The following is a 14884-nucleotide window of genomic DNA, read 5'->3' on the forward strand; positions in this document are numbered from 1 at the left end:
TTGGCATTATGCTTGGGCTTGACGCTTTTTAGATGCTTCGTTTACTTGTTCATCCGCATGGTAAGAGGAACGGACAAGCGGACCGGCTTCACAATGGCTGAAGCCTTTTTGCATCGCGATTTCTTTTAATTCTGCAAATTCATCAGGATGGTAGTATTTTTGGACTTTCAAGTGTTTTTTCGTCGGCTGCAGATATTGGCCGATTGCCATAATATCCACGTTGTTCGCCAAAAGGTCGTCCATTACTTCAATAATCTCTTCTTTTGTTTCGCCGAGCCCGATCATGATACTTGATTTTGTCGGAATGTCAGGCTGCATTTCCTTCGCACGGCGCAAAAATTCCAATGAACGGTCGTACGTCGCACGCGCACGGACTCTTGGCGTCAGGCGGCGAACCGTTTCGATATTGTGATTCAGGATGTCTGGGCGTGTATCCATTAAGGTTTTTAGGTTATCGTAGTTTCCGCCCATATCAGACGGCAGCACCTCAATTGTTGTGAACGGGCTTTTTCTGCGGATCGCACGGACAGTTTCCGCGAAAATGCCTGCCCCTCCATCTTTCTGATCGTCACGCGCAACAGCCGTAATAACCGCGTGCTTCAGATTCATAAGCGCGACTGAATCCGCTACGCGTTCCGGCTCTTGCAGGTCAAGCTCAGTTGGAAGGCCTGTTTTGACAGCACAGAAACGGCATGCTCTTGTACAAACAGAACCTAAAATCATAAATGTCGCTGTACGTCTGACAGCCCAGCATTCATGAATATTCGGACATTTTGCTTCTTCGCATACGGTATGAAGGTTGTTTTCCCGCATGAGTTTTTTGAGCCCTGTATAGTTTTCATTTGTATTTAATTTAATTTTAAGCCATTCGGGCTTTCTGAGGTGTTCGTCTTTCTTTGCCAATTCCCATCATCTCCAATATCCAATATACTCAATTTCTGACACGAAACATTCTGAAAACGAGAAAGGTGCAGATTTTAGTTCTGCAACAAAAATAATGTTTTTCTAACTAAAGAAAGTCTTTTCTTTAGACACTTTAACATAGGAAAAATTTCTCGACAAGGGAAGATGATTACTGACATTTTTAAGCCAGGTTGCCGCAAACTATGTGTATTCAATATGAAAGGAGATTATTTTGTGAAAGTTTTGTTATCCGCTCTTCTTCTCCTTTTGTTTGCATTTGAGCCTTCTGCGTCTGGAAAAAAACTTTCAGATCCAGTGCTGTCGAAACGGATGGAATTATATCATAAAATCGAAGCTGTGACGCAGATCCCTTGGTATGCGCTCGCCGCTGTTGATCAATACGAAGAAAACGTGCGGAGCAACCGGAAAGATCTGCCTGAAAAGGCGGGAATCATCAGCATCTATATACCCGATGATATCTGGAGCGGGCCTGAAAACCCGAATCCGAAAGACGATGCGCCGTTAAGCATTAAAGTGTTTGACGGAATGGGAATGGATGGCGATGGAGACGGGAAAGCCGAGGTCAGCAACGATGAAGATATCTTGTATACGTTCAGCCAATACTTACTGTCGTATGGCACAGATGAAGACAACATCCGGATCGGGCTTTGGAATTATTACCGGCGTGATCAGACAGTGGGGATTATATCTGAATTCATGAAGCTGTTTAAAGCCTACGGCCATATTGATCTGGGCGAGCATGCATTCCCGCTTCCGATCAGAACCGATTACAGCTACCGAAGCACGTGGGGAGATGCCCGCGGCTTCGGTGGAAGACGGATTCATGAAGGTACGGATATCTTTGCCCATTACGGCCTTCCTGTCAAATCCACATGTTACGGCGTAGTTGAAATGAAGGGCTGGAACCGCTTCGGAGGATGGAGAATCGGCATCAGGGACATTAACAATACGTATCATTATTTTGCCCATCTCAATGGGTTTGCCAAAGGGATTAAAACAGGACAAATCGTTGAGCCTGGCCAAGTGATCGGATCAGTCGGCAGCTCCGGATACGGCCCGCCGGGAACCGCCGGGAAGTTCCCGCCGCATCTGCACTATGGCATGTACAAAGATAACGGAAGAACCGAATGGTCATTTGATCCATACCCGCATTTGAGGGCGTGGGAGCGATATGAATACCAAAAAAAGAAGTAACAAAAAGCCGCCTCTTCGACAGGCGGCTTATTTGCTGCTTTTTTCTTTTTTTGAATCAGCACCGTCTTCTTCTTTGCTGCTCGGGAGCTGGACAGAAGGCGTGACACCCGAGCCGCCGCTTCCATTATAAAACTGCGGCACTTCGCCCTGCACTGCTTTAATCGATACAGGAACATTATTTGTGACGACAGCGGTTTTGCTGGCAAATGGAATGATGACCTTCACTTTAATTTCGACAAAGATGCTGATATCAATAAGTGCGTTATTTATGCCATACGGCTTGATTTTGGTTTTGACATCTGTAAAAGCGTCACCGATTAAATTGAACCGGACCGGGATTTTCGGCCCGAGGTTTCCAAGAAGGCTGTTGCCGGTTACCTGTCCCAGCGGAATGTTGATCATAATGTTTTCACTGGCGCCGCTGTGTCCGGTATGGGTTTCCATCTCTTTCAAATGAGCCTGAAGCTGCTTTGTCACTTTTGTTTTCACACTGTTTACAACCTGTGTATTAAAATCGATTGTCGTTAAGTTTCCGTTTTCATCAGAATTCATTTGAAACATATCTTTCATATTTTCACTGTCAGACATATAGTCCTCAATCGAATCCTGGATCACCTCTGTCGCTATACGCTTCGTTTCCATCTCGCCGATGTCCATTAAAACAGGTTTGATCGAGCCATTGATCATCCAAAGGCTGACCGTTGTTGACAGGATAAAAAAGACAACGGACAGGAGCATCACGTAACGGAAAGGCAAAGGTCCTCTCTTGCGAAAAGGGCCGCGATATCTTGGCAAGAAAATCCCCCCTTACATATCACAATGTATGCTTGTAAGAGGGGACATAGTAATAGCCGGGGCCAATTTATTTTATTTCACCATTTTTAAAAGCGCTTCTCTGCCGCTCATGCCGACTTTGATGCCAAGATCTTCCGCAGCGTACGTGACGGATTCTAAAGGTGCGTCTAACAGCTGGTCAATGGTGCGGACACCAACTGCGCGTCCCGCCACAATGCCGCGCTCCTTTAATTTTTCATTCAGCAGCGCCACATCCAGCGCACCGCACATAATATATCCGTGATCATTGGCGACGGCCATAAAATTCGTTTTGGGAAGCTTTACTGTCACAGCTGTAAAAGGCTGTCCTTCTATCATGATCGGTGTCAGGTTTACCACGTCAACCACTCCCTTCATTCATCACTTTATGATGAAGGGCACAGCTTGTTGTGGGCTGACTGCCTTATTGCGCAAGCTTCCAAGCAAGCAGATCCCGCAAAAATTCCGGCATAAAATATTCTTTTTCTGCAGCGTCGCGAATCAACGGAAACAGTTTGCCGAGCGTAAACATATCAAGCACCGCAACGGAGTATTGTTTATGTTTTTTAATATCTTCCCCGTTCAGTGTGATCCGGGTGACGTGGGTGATCCCGTCATCGAGCCGTTTCGTTTCTACCTCCACGCCGGCATACACCATTTTCCCCATCACTTCTCCGCGGAAGCCAAGTCCTTTGATCCGGAGCTGCTCCATTTGTTCGGAAGCGGCATGGACAATGGTTTCCTTCAATTCTTCTCCCGTCAGGCGGACAGCCACCGGGTTGATCGGATGCGGACAGATGCGGTGCAGGTCCAGTTTCGTCACAGGGCCTGCTTTTAGCGGACCGAGAATGACACCTGAATTGACCATACTGATGTCCGTCTCGCACCATTCCTTTAAGGCGTATGCCAAAAGCAAAGGCAGCTCTGATTCTTCAAACCACTTCACCTCAGCATCTTGTGCAAGCTCTGCAACGGCATCGGACAGCTTCTCCTCGGCTTCACGTTCTTTTTCATTGAGAAACGCTTTTGTTTCTGCGGATTCTCCTGTCCATTCCGCCATGTTCTGCACAGAAGCCGTTTTGCTGATGATGCTTCGCTGTACGCTGTCCACCGTGATTTCTACACAGCCGACATAATGGCCGTATTTCTCGGCGCTGGCCAGCAGTACCCCATTCACCACTTGTCCATCTTCGAGCAAATGATGGGTATGTGATTCGAGGATTACATCAATCTCAGGCACCGCTTCAGCCACTGCTTGATCATCAAGAATGCCTAAATGTGACAGCAGAACGATAATATCAGCCTGCCCTTTCACATCCAGAATGGTTTCCTTTATGCTTTCAAGAGCATCCGTTACTGTCCATCCCAGCTTGTCATATACAGGATAATACGGCACAGTTACACCTAAGAAAGCAATGGACATACCGTTTTTCAATGATTTGATATGGTAAGGCACCGCCCAGGACGGACGGTTTCCGTTTTTATCAAACAGGTTAGAGACGATGACAGGAAATTCAGCATGATCATATAAGGCAGCAAGCTCTTCATGCGGAAGCGTAATCCCTTCGTTATTGCCGATCGCCGCTCCATCAATGTGAAGGCGGTTTAAGAGATCGACATTCGCTTTTCCGAATGTCGCCTCTGTCACGAATTGAAAACGATCAAGATGATCGCCAAGATCAAAAACGAGCGTCTCTTCGCCGTCTGACTGATGCTCTTTTCTTTTCTGCTCGATATAATCTACAATTTTCGGCCAATTTTCAAAATGGCTGTGCAAATCATTTGTATGATATAAGCGGAGCTTCTCCTTCATAATATCTCTCCCTAATCGTTCAGCTGAAAATGCCTTCATAAATGAGCTGGCAGCCGATCAAAATCAATACGATCCGCATGATCATAACGATCGTTTTCGTCTGCATTTTTCTGTTGATGGCGGCGCCAAGCTTTCCGCCGAACCAAGCGCCGGGCACAAGCGCGAGGGCGTACAGCCAATTGACGTGCCCGGAAATCATATGTGAAACAGACCCTGTCATAGAAGACAGGAAAATAATAAACATGGACGTTGCCACCGCAACCTTCGGCGGAAACAGAAATAACAGCATCATCGCCGGAACCATCAGTGATCCGCCGCCTATACCGAAAAGTCCGCCTAAAAAACCGACAACAAAGGCAATGGCAATACCGACAGGGGCCTGATATGAGTACGTATAAGGCTCACCGGCATCATCCTGAAATGTCCGGATAATTCCTTTGTGCGCTTTGTTGATTGGCCGGGCTTTCGCTTTCAGCATTAAGGATAATGAAATCAGAATCATAAAAATGCCAAACCAAACGGAAAACGAGTTTGAATTGAACAGCTTTGACACGTAAGCCCCGATCATGCTGCCGGGACCTGAACCGATAAAGAAAATGAGCCCGCTCTTATAATCAACGGTTTTATATTTAATATAAGCCAAAGTTGAAGAAAGACCCGTAAAAATAATGACCAAAAGCGAAGTTCCAATCGCAACCTGCGGCGTCACATCCTGAAACAGCTCCGTCACTGTGCTTAAAAACATCAGAGACGGCACAATGACAATTCCGCCGCCAAGCCCGATCAGACTTCCTACCGTACCTGCGATTAATCCCAGGACGACCAAAATCACAAACGACATCAGTAAAAACCTCTTTTCTAAAATAAATCGAGCTGTCTCGGAGCAAGTCCGCTGTACTCGATATCAAGCAGTTCAAGCATCTGCTTGCCGTTATCCGCGGCGTCACCGCCGGAATTGTTGTTGAACAGAACAAAAACATCCTTACATTGCTGCTGCAATTCATTCAGGTGCTTTTTCCAATCCTCCAGCTCCTGTTGGTTGTAGCGGTATAAGTACCTGACCTCCCGCCAGTTTTTCCCGCCATCAGGCTTCATCCAGCCCTGCTTGTTGCGTCCGTGAAATCTGACGAGCGTTTTGTTTTCATCGGTCGCGCGCAGCACAGTCGGAACGCTGCCTTCTCCGATTTGTGGTTCATCACAGACACTGTGAATCCAGCCTTCCGCTTTCATAAATGAAAGCGTCTGCTCATAAAATGGCGGCGAGAACCAGGAACGGTTTCTGAATTCAAGCGCACAAGGGATATCTCCCATTTGGTGCTTGCACCATCTCAAATAGGTGACATTCTCCTTCTTGCAGTCAAACCACGGCGGAAATTGAAACAGCACCATGGCGAGCTTATTGCTATGTAAATATGGCGTTAAAGACACCTTAAACGCATCAAACATCTCCTCTTTTGAGTCAAAGGGAATTTCGCCGCGCTGATGCCCTGTCATGCCCTGATATGCTTTCACGATAAATTGGAAGGTTTCGGGCGTTTCCTTCACCCACTTTTCATTATTGCGCGCCGGCTGAATCGCGTAAAAACTCGCGTCTAATTCCACGATCGGAAAATGGGAGGAATAGGCCTGCAATTTTTTCTGGCTGGCCGTTTTCGGCGGATAGATGCTGTCATGATCCCCCCACCCCGTCAGTCCGATATAAATCACACTCATTCACCTCTCTTCCAGTTTATCACACGTGTTTTCAGGTTTCCTCGGAAATGCTGTTCATATGGCGGGAAAATGCAGAGCGAAGATGCTGATATTGTTCCTCATTCGTATCTAAAAACGCCTCTTCTCTTGAGGAAGGAATATGCTGATAATCAATAGGCGCCTGAAACTGCTCACTCGTAAAATCGAACATCACACCATTGATGCTGTTGTAAAAATGCCAGCTCTCACCGACTTTTGTTTTGAAAATCGTGCCGCCGAAATGGTCTTGAATCACCAATGCCGTCACGCCGCATTGGCCGCATGACGGGCATTCTTCCGTCCATTTAGAGCTCGAATGGCGCGACCAGGATTGCTTAAGTATGTATTTGACATGCTCCATTGCCTCCGCCTCCTTTAAAAAAAGATACCACGTTGATGAGATTTTAAAAACTAGAACGGAGGAAATCAAAAAACCCGGCGGTAAAATCCGCCGGGCTTACGAAGGAACGACCAGAGCTCCGTCAATTTCAGTGACTTTTTCCCCATCATTGTACACGCACCGGCCTTTGCTGTAAGTGGCCGAAATGCTGCAGGGAAATGTATGTCCTTCGTAAATGCTTTTTTTATGCTTAGCAAACATCGATTCTCTTGTAACAGTGTACGGCTCCATGCTGACGAGCACGAAATCTGCATCACACCCCGCCTCAAGCCGCCCTTTTTTCTGAAGGCCGAATCGTTTTGCAGGGGCCGCCGCTGTCCATTCTGCGATGGTTTCAAACGGAATCTGATGCTCAAGCGCCAGTTCCAGCATTCCTAATAAAGTGAACTGCCCGCCGCTGATTCCGCCCCATGATAAAAACATGTTATCCTCCCGTTTCAAGGATGGACGGCAGGGGGAATGGTCTGAGGAAACCATGTCAATGTCCCCGGCAATGAGCGTCTCGATCAGCGTCTCTTTTGATTGCCGTAACCGGAGCGGAGGCGCGCATTTTGCGACAGAGCCCCTTTGCCGTAAATCGTCATGGCTGAACAAGACATAATGCGGGCATGTTTCAACCGAAACATCAAGACCTTCCTGTTTCGCCTCTCTGATCAGCCGGACCGCTTTCGCCGTGCTGATATGGACAAAATGAACCGGACAGCCTGTCACCTTCGCATACTGAATCGTGCGATACACCGCTTCAACTTCTGCTTCCTCCGGGCGGGAGGCGGCGTACGCATCCGCATCCACCTTTCCTTTATTGGCCAAAACCATCTGCAAGTAGCTTGTGATCGCGTCGCTTTCCGCGTGGAGAGCGAGGATTTTTCCTGCAGCCGCGATTTCTGCCATGCCTTTGAGCAATGTCCGTTCATCAACAGAGCGGAACTCATCAGTGCCTGACTTTGATAAAAACGCTTTAAACCCGATCGCTCCCGCTTCAGCCATCGGACGGATGTCCTCGATATGGCCTGGCACAAGGCCGCCCCATAGCGCAAAATCCACGGCAGATTTTTGCCTGCCTAGCTCAGCTTTTGCGAGAAGATGCTCTGCCGTCACGGTTGATGGAATACAGTTGAGCGGCATATCAAAATAGGTGGTGCAGCCGCCTGCGGCCATCATTTGAGAACCTGTTTCAAACCCCTCCCAATCCTCCCTGCCCGGTTCATTAAAATGAACATGGCAGTCTATCACACCAGGAAACACGTATTTCCCGTCTGCCTGGATGATTTCCGTCCCGCTTGCTTCAATGTCAGAACCTATCTCGGCAATGACACCGTTTTGAACTGCAATCTCAGCTTCTATAACGCCATCTGGCGTAACTGCCTTCGCACCTTTTATCACCATATCGTAAGCCATATTGATCCCCCCATGTCAGGATGACGATTTTTCATGTCAGTTTATGTAACACAACCAGTTCTATTTTCAACAGTTTACTGCTACTATGATCGTATTACATCAGCAAAACCGCTAGAATTCCTATTGAAAATTATTCACCTTAACCAATGTTTTTATAGAAAAGGAGAATGCGCTATGAATATTTTTGATGTGATGAAAATACCGGCTTTTGAAAACGCCAATTTAATCGCTGGAAAAGCAGGAGGGGAAAGAGAGGTTCAGCATGTCAATATGATGGACGCTCCGGATATCGCAGACTTTTTGCATAAGAATGAATTGCTCGTCACCACCGCCTATCACCTGAAGGATCACCCGCATCAATTATCTGAACTGATTCGGCAAATGGCAAAACGCGGCTGCGCGGGCCTCGGCATTAAAACAAAGCGCTATCTGGAAGATATCCCGAAGGAAATCATCGAACTGGCCGATTCATATGCGTTTCCGATCATTGAACTTCCAGAACACATCCGCCTCGGCGATATTGTAAATGCCACACTCAGCCACATTCTCGATATGCGTTCTAACGAGTTGCAGCAAGCCATTTACGCGCACAAAAAATTCACAAACCACATTATGAGCGGCAAGGGGCTGCAATCCCTCCTCAAAAAGGTGTCAGACCTCCTTCAGCTTCCCGTGCTGCTGCTTGACCAGCATGCCAAAATGCTGTCTGCGTCTCATCAGATTTCAGTTGAGACCGAAAAGCTGAAAGGCACCCTGAATACCGTATCCGGGCCATTTTTCACTTGTTTCTCTACAATCTCAGATCAGAAAACATATTCTGTCCTGCCTATTTATAATTACGAAAAAAACTGCGGATACCTGCTGATACCGGACATGGTCCAGGCCGGCGATAAAGGATTGATCCTCACGATTGAACAAGCGGCCAACGTCATTTCCTTTGAACTGCTGAAGGAAAATGCGCTGAAGCAGTTCAGCCGGCGGGCTCGCAATGAGTTTTTCAACAATTTTATTGAACGGTCCTTTTCTTCAGATGACGAAATCAAAAACCGGGCGAAAGAATTCAAGCTGCGCTGGGATCAAAAATACATGTGCATTGCCGGCAAACTCGATCGCAATGACGAATCAATCAGCTTTACAGAAAATCAGCTCGCTTCCGACAGCGTATTCGAATTTCTTGAAGGTGAACTATCAGCCTTCCCGTTTCCGCCTCACTTCTTTATGAAAGGAAATGTCGGCATTATTTTAATCGAGGCGACAGACAGCTGGAGTGAAATGCACGCCTCGGTGATCAGCTTTTTAGAACAGTTTCAAACACAGGTCAGCGCTCAATTTAAACGAACCGTGTCCTTTGGCATCAGCAATATCTGCCAAAAGCTCATTGATGTTCCCGACGCTTTCACAGAAGCTTCTGATGCTCTGCAATCGGGGCATTTGTCAAGAAGCACCGCATTTATCCAGGTGTATCACGCCAAAGATGTGCCTGAGCTTCTGCGCTTGCTCCCAGTTGAGGATTTGAAGAAATTTTACAACTCCACGCTTCAGAGCCTCGCTGAAAAACAGCAGGAGGATCAAAGCCTGCTTCATACGCTTTCCGTCTATTTAGAGACACACTGCCAAATTTCAGAGACGGCAAAGCGTCTGTACGTTCATCGCAATACGGTCATATACCGCCTTGAAAAATGCGAAGAGCTTCTGGGTAAAAGCTTAAAAGATCCTGAAACAACGATGCGTTTGCGGCTTGCCTTACGTATGCAACGGCTGATCAGCTAACGTTTGTCACATTTTCCTACAAAATGAATCATTTTTCGTCACTTTCAGCAATCACACCTGTCTTTTTCAGCTACTGTATCCAATGACACCCCTCGGCCGGCACGATATCATGTTACTAAAGTTCACATACAGGGAGGGACTATAGTGAAAAAAAGATCGTTTAAGGTGTTTACGCTTGGCCTGCAGCATGTGCTCGCCATGTATGCAGGTGCGATTTTGGTGCCCCTGCTTGTCGGCAGGGCGCTGAATGTAACAACTGAACAGCTGTCCTACCTATTGGCGATTGACCTGTTAACGTGCGGCGTCGCGACGCTTTTGCAAACCTTGCGCGGAGCATACATCGGCATCGGGCTTCCCGTCATGCTTGGCAGTTCATTTGTGGCCGTCACCCCGATGATTGCAATCGGCAGCAATTACGGCATTCACGCGATTTACGGTTCCATCATCGCGGCCGGTGTGTTCATCTTTTTGTTTGCGCGTTTTTTCGGCAAGCTGACTGTGTTATTTCCTCCTGTCGTAACAGGTACCGTTGTGACCTTGATCGGCCTTTCACTTGTTCCGACAGGTGTGAAAAATATGGCTGGCGGCGAAAAAATAAACGGCAGCGCCAACCCCGAATACGGTTCGCTCGAAAACCTTCTTCTCTCTGTCGGTGTCCTTGTTCTGATCTTAGTCCTCAACCGCTTTCTCAAAGGATTTGCCCGAACACTGTCCGTTCTGATCGGCATCGCCGCCGGAACAGCGGCAGCAGCGATCATGGGCAAAGTCAGCTTTTCTTCTGTTACAGAAGCACCGTTCTTCCAAATCCCGAAGCCTTTTTACTTCGGAGCCCCCACGTTTGAAATCGGTCCGATCTTAACGATGCTGATCGTCGGAATCGTCATTATTGTGGAATCAACCGGCGTTTTTTACGCAATCGGAAAGATATGCGGCAGACCTTTAACTGAAAAAGATCTCGTCAAAGGCTATCGAGCGGAAGGAATCGCCATTCTCATCGGCGGGCTGTTCAATGCCTTTCCTTATAATACCTTTGCGCAAAACGCCGGCTTATTGCAGCTGACCAAAGTGAAAACAAGAAACATCGTCGTTACCGCAGGCTGTATCCTTGTCTGTCTCGGGCTGATTCCGAAGATTGCCGCCCTTGCATCTGCCGTTCCTGCTGCTGTACTTGGCGGCGCGACCCTCGTCATGTTCGGCATGGTGATTGCCTCTGGCGTCAAAATGCTGAGCACAGCGGATCTCAAAAATCAATACCACCTCCTGACCATCGCATGCTCAATCGCACTCGGCATCGGCGCCAGCACGGTCCCCGGGATTTTTGCTGAATTCCCCGCTCCGATCCGGATTCTGGTCAGTGACGGCACCATCACTGGCAGCCTGACCGCCATCTTTTTGAATCTATTTTTCAGCTTGCGCGACAAAAAAGAATTAACAGCACAGCAAACAGAACTTCCGGTATTAGAACGTACACTCGTATTAGAAAAAGAGGTGTAAAAAAGATGAAGGAACAACACAATGCCTTACAGCTGATGATGCTGGGGCTTCAGCACATGCTTGCCATGTATGCGGGAGCCATTCTCGTTCCGCTGATCGTCGGAGCGGCGATCGGGCTGAATGCGGGGCAGCTGACGTATTTAATCGCGATTGATTTGTTTATGTGCGGGGCGGCAACTCTTTTGCAGCTCTGGAGAAACCGATATTTCGGCATCGGCCTTCCCGTTGTGCTCGGATGTACGTTTACCGCAGTCGGCCCGATGATTTCCATCGGCAGCACTTACGGTGTCCCAGCGATATATGGTGCCATTATCGCCGCAGGACTGATTGTCGTCTTAGCCGCGGGCTTCTTCGGGAAGCTTGTCCGTTTTTTTCCGCCTGTCGTAACCGGATCAGTCGTCATGATCATCGGCATCAGCCTGATTCCAACGGCAATGAATAACCTGGCCGGAGGTGAAGGAAGCAAAGAATTCGGCTCACTCGACAACGTGCTCCTCGGGTTTGGCGTCACAGCTTTTATCTTATTGCTATTTTATTTCTTTAAAGGCTTTATCCGCTCCATAGCGATTTTACTCGGTCTTATCGCAGGAACAGCGGCTGCATATTTGATGGGAAAGGTCGATTTTTCTGAGGCCTTGGAAGCGTCTTGGCTTCATGTTCCGTCTCTGTTTTATTTCGGACCGCCAACCTTTGAGCTGCCGGCTGTTGTCACGATGCTTCTCGTTGCGATTGTCAGCCTCGTTGAATCGACAGGCGTTTATTTTGCCCTCGCTGATATCACAAACCGCAGGCTGTCGGAGAAGGATCTGGAAAAGGGCTACCGGGCAGAAGGCCTTGCGATTTTGCTGGGCGGCTTATTTAACGCGTTTCCTTATACAGCTTTCTCGCAGAATGTCGGCATCGTTCAGCTTTCAAAGATGAAAAGTGTCAACGTCATCGCCATCACAGGAATCATACTGGTCGCGATCGGCCTGGTTCCAAAAGCAGCGGCCCTGACAACAGTGATCCCCACCCCAGTTCTCGGCGGCGCAATGATCGTCATGTTCGGTATGGTCATTTCTTACGGGATCAAAATGCTATCCAGCGTTGACCTTGATTCGCAAGGCAACCTGCTGATTATCGCCTCTTCCGTCAGCTTAGGGCTTGGCGCTACAACAGTTCCCGCGTTGTTTTCATCTCTTCCGGGCGCGGCCTCTGTCTTGGCAGGAAGCGGAATTGTGATCGGCAGTTTGACGGCCATTGCACTGCACGCTTTTTTTCAAACCAAACAGTCGAATGGCGCAGACATAAAAACGTAAAGGAAGATGCCAATGTTCACAATGGATGACCTGAACCAAATGGACACACAAACACTGACAGACACACTTGGCTCTATTTTTGAACACTCTTCATGGATTGCGGAGAGATCCGCAGCACTACGGCCGTTTTCGTCGCTTTCTGATCTTCACCGCAAAATGACTGGCATTGTAAAAGCCGCGGATCGCGAGACACAGCTTGATTTAATCAAAAAGCATCCCCGGCTCGGAACAAAGAAAACAATGAGCAATGACTCGGTACGAGAGCAGCAGAACGCGGGGCTCAGCAAATTAGAACAGCAGGAATACGAGGAGTTTCTCAAACTGAATGAACACTATTATGATCGCTTCGGCTTTCCTTTTATTTTAGCGGTGAAGGGAAAGACGAAACAGGACATTCACCAAGCCCTTCTGGCAAGGCTTGAGAGCGAACGAGAAACGGAGTTCCAGCAGGCCCTTATAGAAATTTACCGAATCGCCCGCTTTCGTCTGGCTGACATCATCACTGAAAAAGGAGAGACGCAAATGAAAAGAACTATGTCTTATGGCAAAGGAAATGTATTTGCATACCGAACGTTTTTAAAACCGCTCACTGGAGTGAAGCAAATCCCAGAATCATCTTTTGCCGGGAGAAGCAATACCGTTGTCGGCGTTGATGTGACATGCGAAATTGGCGGAGAAGCCTTCCTGCCATCATTTACAGACGGAGACAATACTCTCGTCGTGGCAACGGATTCAATGAAAAACTTTATCCAGCGCCATCTCGCATCCTATGAAGGAACGACAACCGAGGGGTTCCTACACTATGTAGCTCACCGATTTTTAGATACCTATTCTCATATGGACAAGATCACTCTGACTGGCGAAGACATTCCGTTTGAAGCAATGCCTGCATACGAGGAGAAAGAGCTTAGCACAAGCCGCCTCGTCTTCAGAAGATCGCGTAATGAACGAAGCCGCTCTGTGCTGAAAGCAGAACGAAGCGGGAATACCATAACGATTACAGAGCAATACAGCGAAATCATGGATCTTCAGCTCGTCAAGGTGAGCGGCAACTCCTTCGTCGGCTTCATCCGGGACGAATATACGACTCTCCCGGAAGACGGCAACCGCCCGCTGTTTGTCTATTTAAACATCAGCTGGCAATATGAAAATACCAATGACGCATACGCTTTTGATCCATCCCGCTACGTTGCGGCTGAACAAGTCCGCGACTTAGCGAGCACCGTTTTTCACGAGCTCGAAACCCCTTCAATCCAAAACTTAATCTATCATATCGGCTGCAGAATATTAGCGAGGTTCCCGCAGCTCACTGATGTCAGCTTCCAATCTCAAAATCACACGTGGGATACGGTTGTCGAAGAAATCCCGGGCTCACAAGGAAAAGTCTACACCGAACCGCGCCCGCCATACGGTTTCCAACATTTTACCGTGACAAGAGAAGACGCCGAGAAAGAAAAACAGAAAGCCGCTGAAAAATGTCGGAGCCTGAAAGCCTGATGGGAAAACTGACAACCCATATTTTAGATTTAACCAGCGGCAAACCAGCGGCGAACGTAAAAATTGAAGTGAAGCGGCTGGGCGAAAGTATTTTGAAAGAGGTTTACACTAACAATGACGGCAGAGCCAATGTCCCTCTGCTGGCTGGTGAAGAGCTGGTTTCCGGAGAGTATGTGATGGAATTTTATGCAGGAGACTATTTTGCGAATAAAAACGTGAATACGATCGACCAGCCGTTTTTAACCATCGTCACCGTCCGTTTTCAGCTTGCAGATCCAGATGCACATTATCATATCCCGCTCTTGCTGTCGCCGTTTGGTTATCAGGTGTATAGGGGGAGTTAAGAAGAAAGCCCGCCGGTAAGGCGGGCTTCTATTTGCACTTCAATAAACTTTTAATCCTAGGACAGTACTTGCAGTGATCCCACACTTAGTGAAACAACAGCTAGAATAAACATTCACCAATATTTTTCAGGATAATTGCCTACGAGAAAAATATCCTGTAGTCCTTTCATTTATAAATCGGGGTTTCAAACTAATAAGTCAGCTCTTA

At 47.7% G+C, this 14884-nt stretch carries 14 protein-coding genes; 6 read left to right on the forward strand and 8 right to left on the reverse strand.

The window, feature by feature from the left end; translation table 11 throughout:
• Nucleotides 1-6: 6 nt before the first annotated feature.
• On the reverse strand, nucleotides 7-903 hold the full coding sequence (gene lipA, locus FB592_RS00720; RefSeq protein ID WP_003222888.1) for a lipoyl synthase: 897 nt from the start codon (nucleotides 901-903) through the stop codon (nucleotides 7-9).
• A gap of 234 nt (nucleotides 904-1137) precedes the next feature.
• Between lipA and lytH the strand changes: the two genes are divergently transcribed.
• Nucleotides 1138-2118, forward strand: coding sequence for an L-Ala--D-Glu endopeptidase (gene lytH / locus FB592_RS00725; protein ID WP_103803739.1), 981 nt, complete (start codon nucleotides 1138-1140; stop codon nucleotides 2116-2118).
• Nucleotides 2119-2145: 27 nt separating this feature from the next.
• Here the strand turns inward: lytH and yunB are convergent, their stop codons facing one another.
• The 7 genes from yunB to FB592_RS00760 all read right to left on the reverse strand — a co-directional run bounded on the left by yunB (nucleotide 2146) and on the right by FB592_RS00760 (nucleotide 8273).
• Nucleotides 2146-2913: a sporulation protein YunB gene (gene yunB / locus FB592_RS00730; protein WP_015483652.1), complete on the reverse strand. Its 768-nt coding sequence runs from the start codon at nucleotides 2911-2913 to the stop codon at nucleotides 2146-2148.
• Between the two features lie 72 nt (nucleotides 2914-2985).
• Nucleotides 2986-3291: a YunC family protein gene (locus FB592_RS00735; RefSeq protein ID WP_019712942.1), complete on the reverse strand. Its 306-nt coding sequence runs from the start codon at nucleotides 3289-3291 to the stop codon at nucleotides 2986-2988.
• A 64-nt stretch (nucleotides 3292-3355) separates the two neighbouring features.
• Complete coding sequence (locus tag FB592_RS00740) at nucleotides 3356-4744, reverse strand: bifunctional metallophosphatase/5'-nucleotidase (RefSeq protein ID WP_128422388.1); 1389 nt, start codon at nucleotides 4742-4744, stop codon at nucleotides 3356-3358.
• 19 nt (nucleotides 4745-4763) lie between these two features.
• On the reverse strand, nucleotides 4764-5585 hold the full coding sequence (locus tag FB592_RS00745; protein WP_024572475.1) for a sulfite exporter TauE/SafE family protein: 822 nt from the start codon (nucleotides 5583-5585) through the stop codon (nucleotides 4764-4766).
• A gap of 17 nt (nucleotides 5586-5602) precedes the next feature.
• Complete coding sequence (locus FB592_RS00750) at nucleotides 5603-6451, reverse strand: DUF72 domain-containing protein (protein ID WP_141949358.1); 849 nt, start codon at nucleotides 6449-6451, stop codon at nucleotides 5603-5605.
• Between the two features lie 37 nt (nucleotides 6452-6488).
• A complete protein-coding gene (locus FB592_RS00755) occupies nucleotides 6489-6836 on the reverse strand; it encodes a YunG family protein (protein ID WP_128740703.1) in 348 nt (115 codons plus the stop codon).
• Between the two features lie 96 nt (nucleotides 6837-6932).
• Entirely contained in the window at nucleotides 6933-8273 is a 1341-nt protein-coding gene (locus FB592_RS00760) for an allantoinase (protein ID WP_072173656.1), read from the reverse strand.
• Nucleotides 8274-8447: 174 nt separating this feature from the next.
• On the opposite strand from FB592_RS00760, the gene pucR reads away from it, so the two are divergent.
• The 5 genes from pucR (at nucleotide 8448) to uraH (ending at nucleotide 14676) form a co-directional block, all read left to right on the forward strand.
• Nucleotides 8448-10043, forward strand: a complete 1596-nt coding sequence (gene pucR, locus FB592_RS00765) for a purine catabolism transcriptional regulator PucR (RefSeq protein ID WP_141949163.1) — start codon at nucleotides 8448-8450, stop codon at nucleotides 10041-10043.
• 144 nt (nucleotides 10044-10187) lie between these two features.
• Nucleotides 10188-11537, forward strand: a complete 1350-nt coding sequence (pucJ, locus tag FB592_RS00770; RefSeq protein WP_038829792.1) for a uric acid permease PucJ — start codon at nucleotides 10188-10190, stop codon at nucleotides 11535-11537.
• Nucleotides 11538-11542: 5 nt separating this feature from the next.
• On the forward strand, nucleotides 11543-12835 hold the full coding sequence (gene pucK, locus FB592_RS00775) for a uric acid permease PucK (RefSeq protein WP_038829790.1): 1293 nt from the start codon (nucleotides 11543-11545) through the stop codon (nucleotides 12833-12835).
• Between the two features lie 12 nt (nucleotides 12836-12847).
• Nucleotides 12848-14332 carry a factor-independent urate hydroxylase gene (gene pucL, locus FB592_RS00780; RefSeq protein WP_101501434.1) on the forward strand — a complete coding sequence of 495 codons (1485 nt, stop codon included), beginning with the start codon at nucleotides 12848-12850 and terminating at the stop codon, nucleotides 14330-14332.
• On the forward strand, nucleotides 14332-14676 hold the full coding sequence (gene uraH / locus FB592_RS00785; RefSeq protein WP_101501435.1) for a hydroxyisourate hydrolase: 345 nt from the start codon (nucleotides 14332-14334) through the stop codon (nucleotides 14674-14676). The genes pucL and uraH overlap by 1 nt, the downstream gene beginning before the upstream one ends.
• Nucleotides 14677-14884: the final 208 nt, after the last annotated feature.

Origin of the sequence: Bacillus sp. SJZ110 (assembly GCF_006715455.1) — a bacterium.
Taxonomy (GTDB): Bacteria; Bacillota; Bacilli; order Bacillales; family Bacillaceae; genus Bacillus; species Bacillus subtilis.

Excerpts from the sequence above, each read along its gene's own strand:
- pucK (WP_038829790.1), top strand. The coding sequence starts at position 11,543 with ATGAAGGAACAACACAATGCCTTACAGCTGATGATGCTGGGGCTTCAG.
- uraH (WP_101501435.1), top strand. The coding sequence starts at position 14,332 with ATGGGAAAACTGACAACCCATATTTTAGATTTAACCAGCGGCAAACCA.
- FB592_RS00760 (WP_072173656.1), bottom strand. The coding sequence starts at position 8,273 with ATGGCTTACGATATGGTGATAAAAGGTGCGAAGGCAGTTACGCCAGAT.
- pucR (WP_141949163.1), top strand. The coding sequence starts at position 8,448 with ATGAATATTTTTGATGTGATGAAAATACCGGCTTTTGAAAACGCCAAT.
- FB592_RS00740 (WP_128422388.1), bottom strand. The coding sequence starts at position 4,744 with ATGAAGGAGAAGCTCCGCTTATATCATACAAATGATTTGCACAGCCAT.
- pucL (WP_101501434.1), top strand. The coding sequence starts at position 12,848 with ATGTTCACAATGGATGACCTGAACCAAATGGACACACAAACACTGACA.
- FB592_RS00755 (WP_128740703.1), bottom strand. The coding sequence starts at position 6,836 with ATGGAGCATGTCAAATACATACTTAAGCAATCCTGGTCGCGCCATTCG.
- FB592_RS00745 (WP_024572475.1), bottom strand. The coding sequence starts at position 5,585 with ATGTCGTTTGTGATTTTGGTCGTCCTGGGATTAATCGCAGGTACGGTA.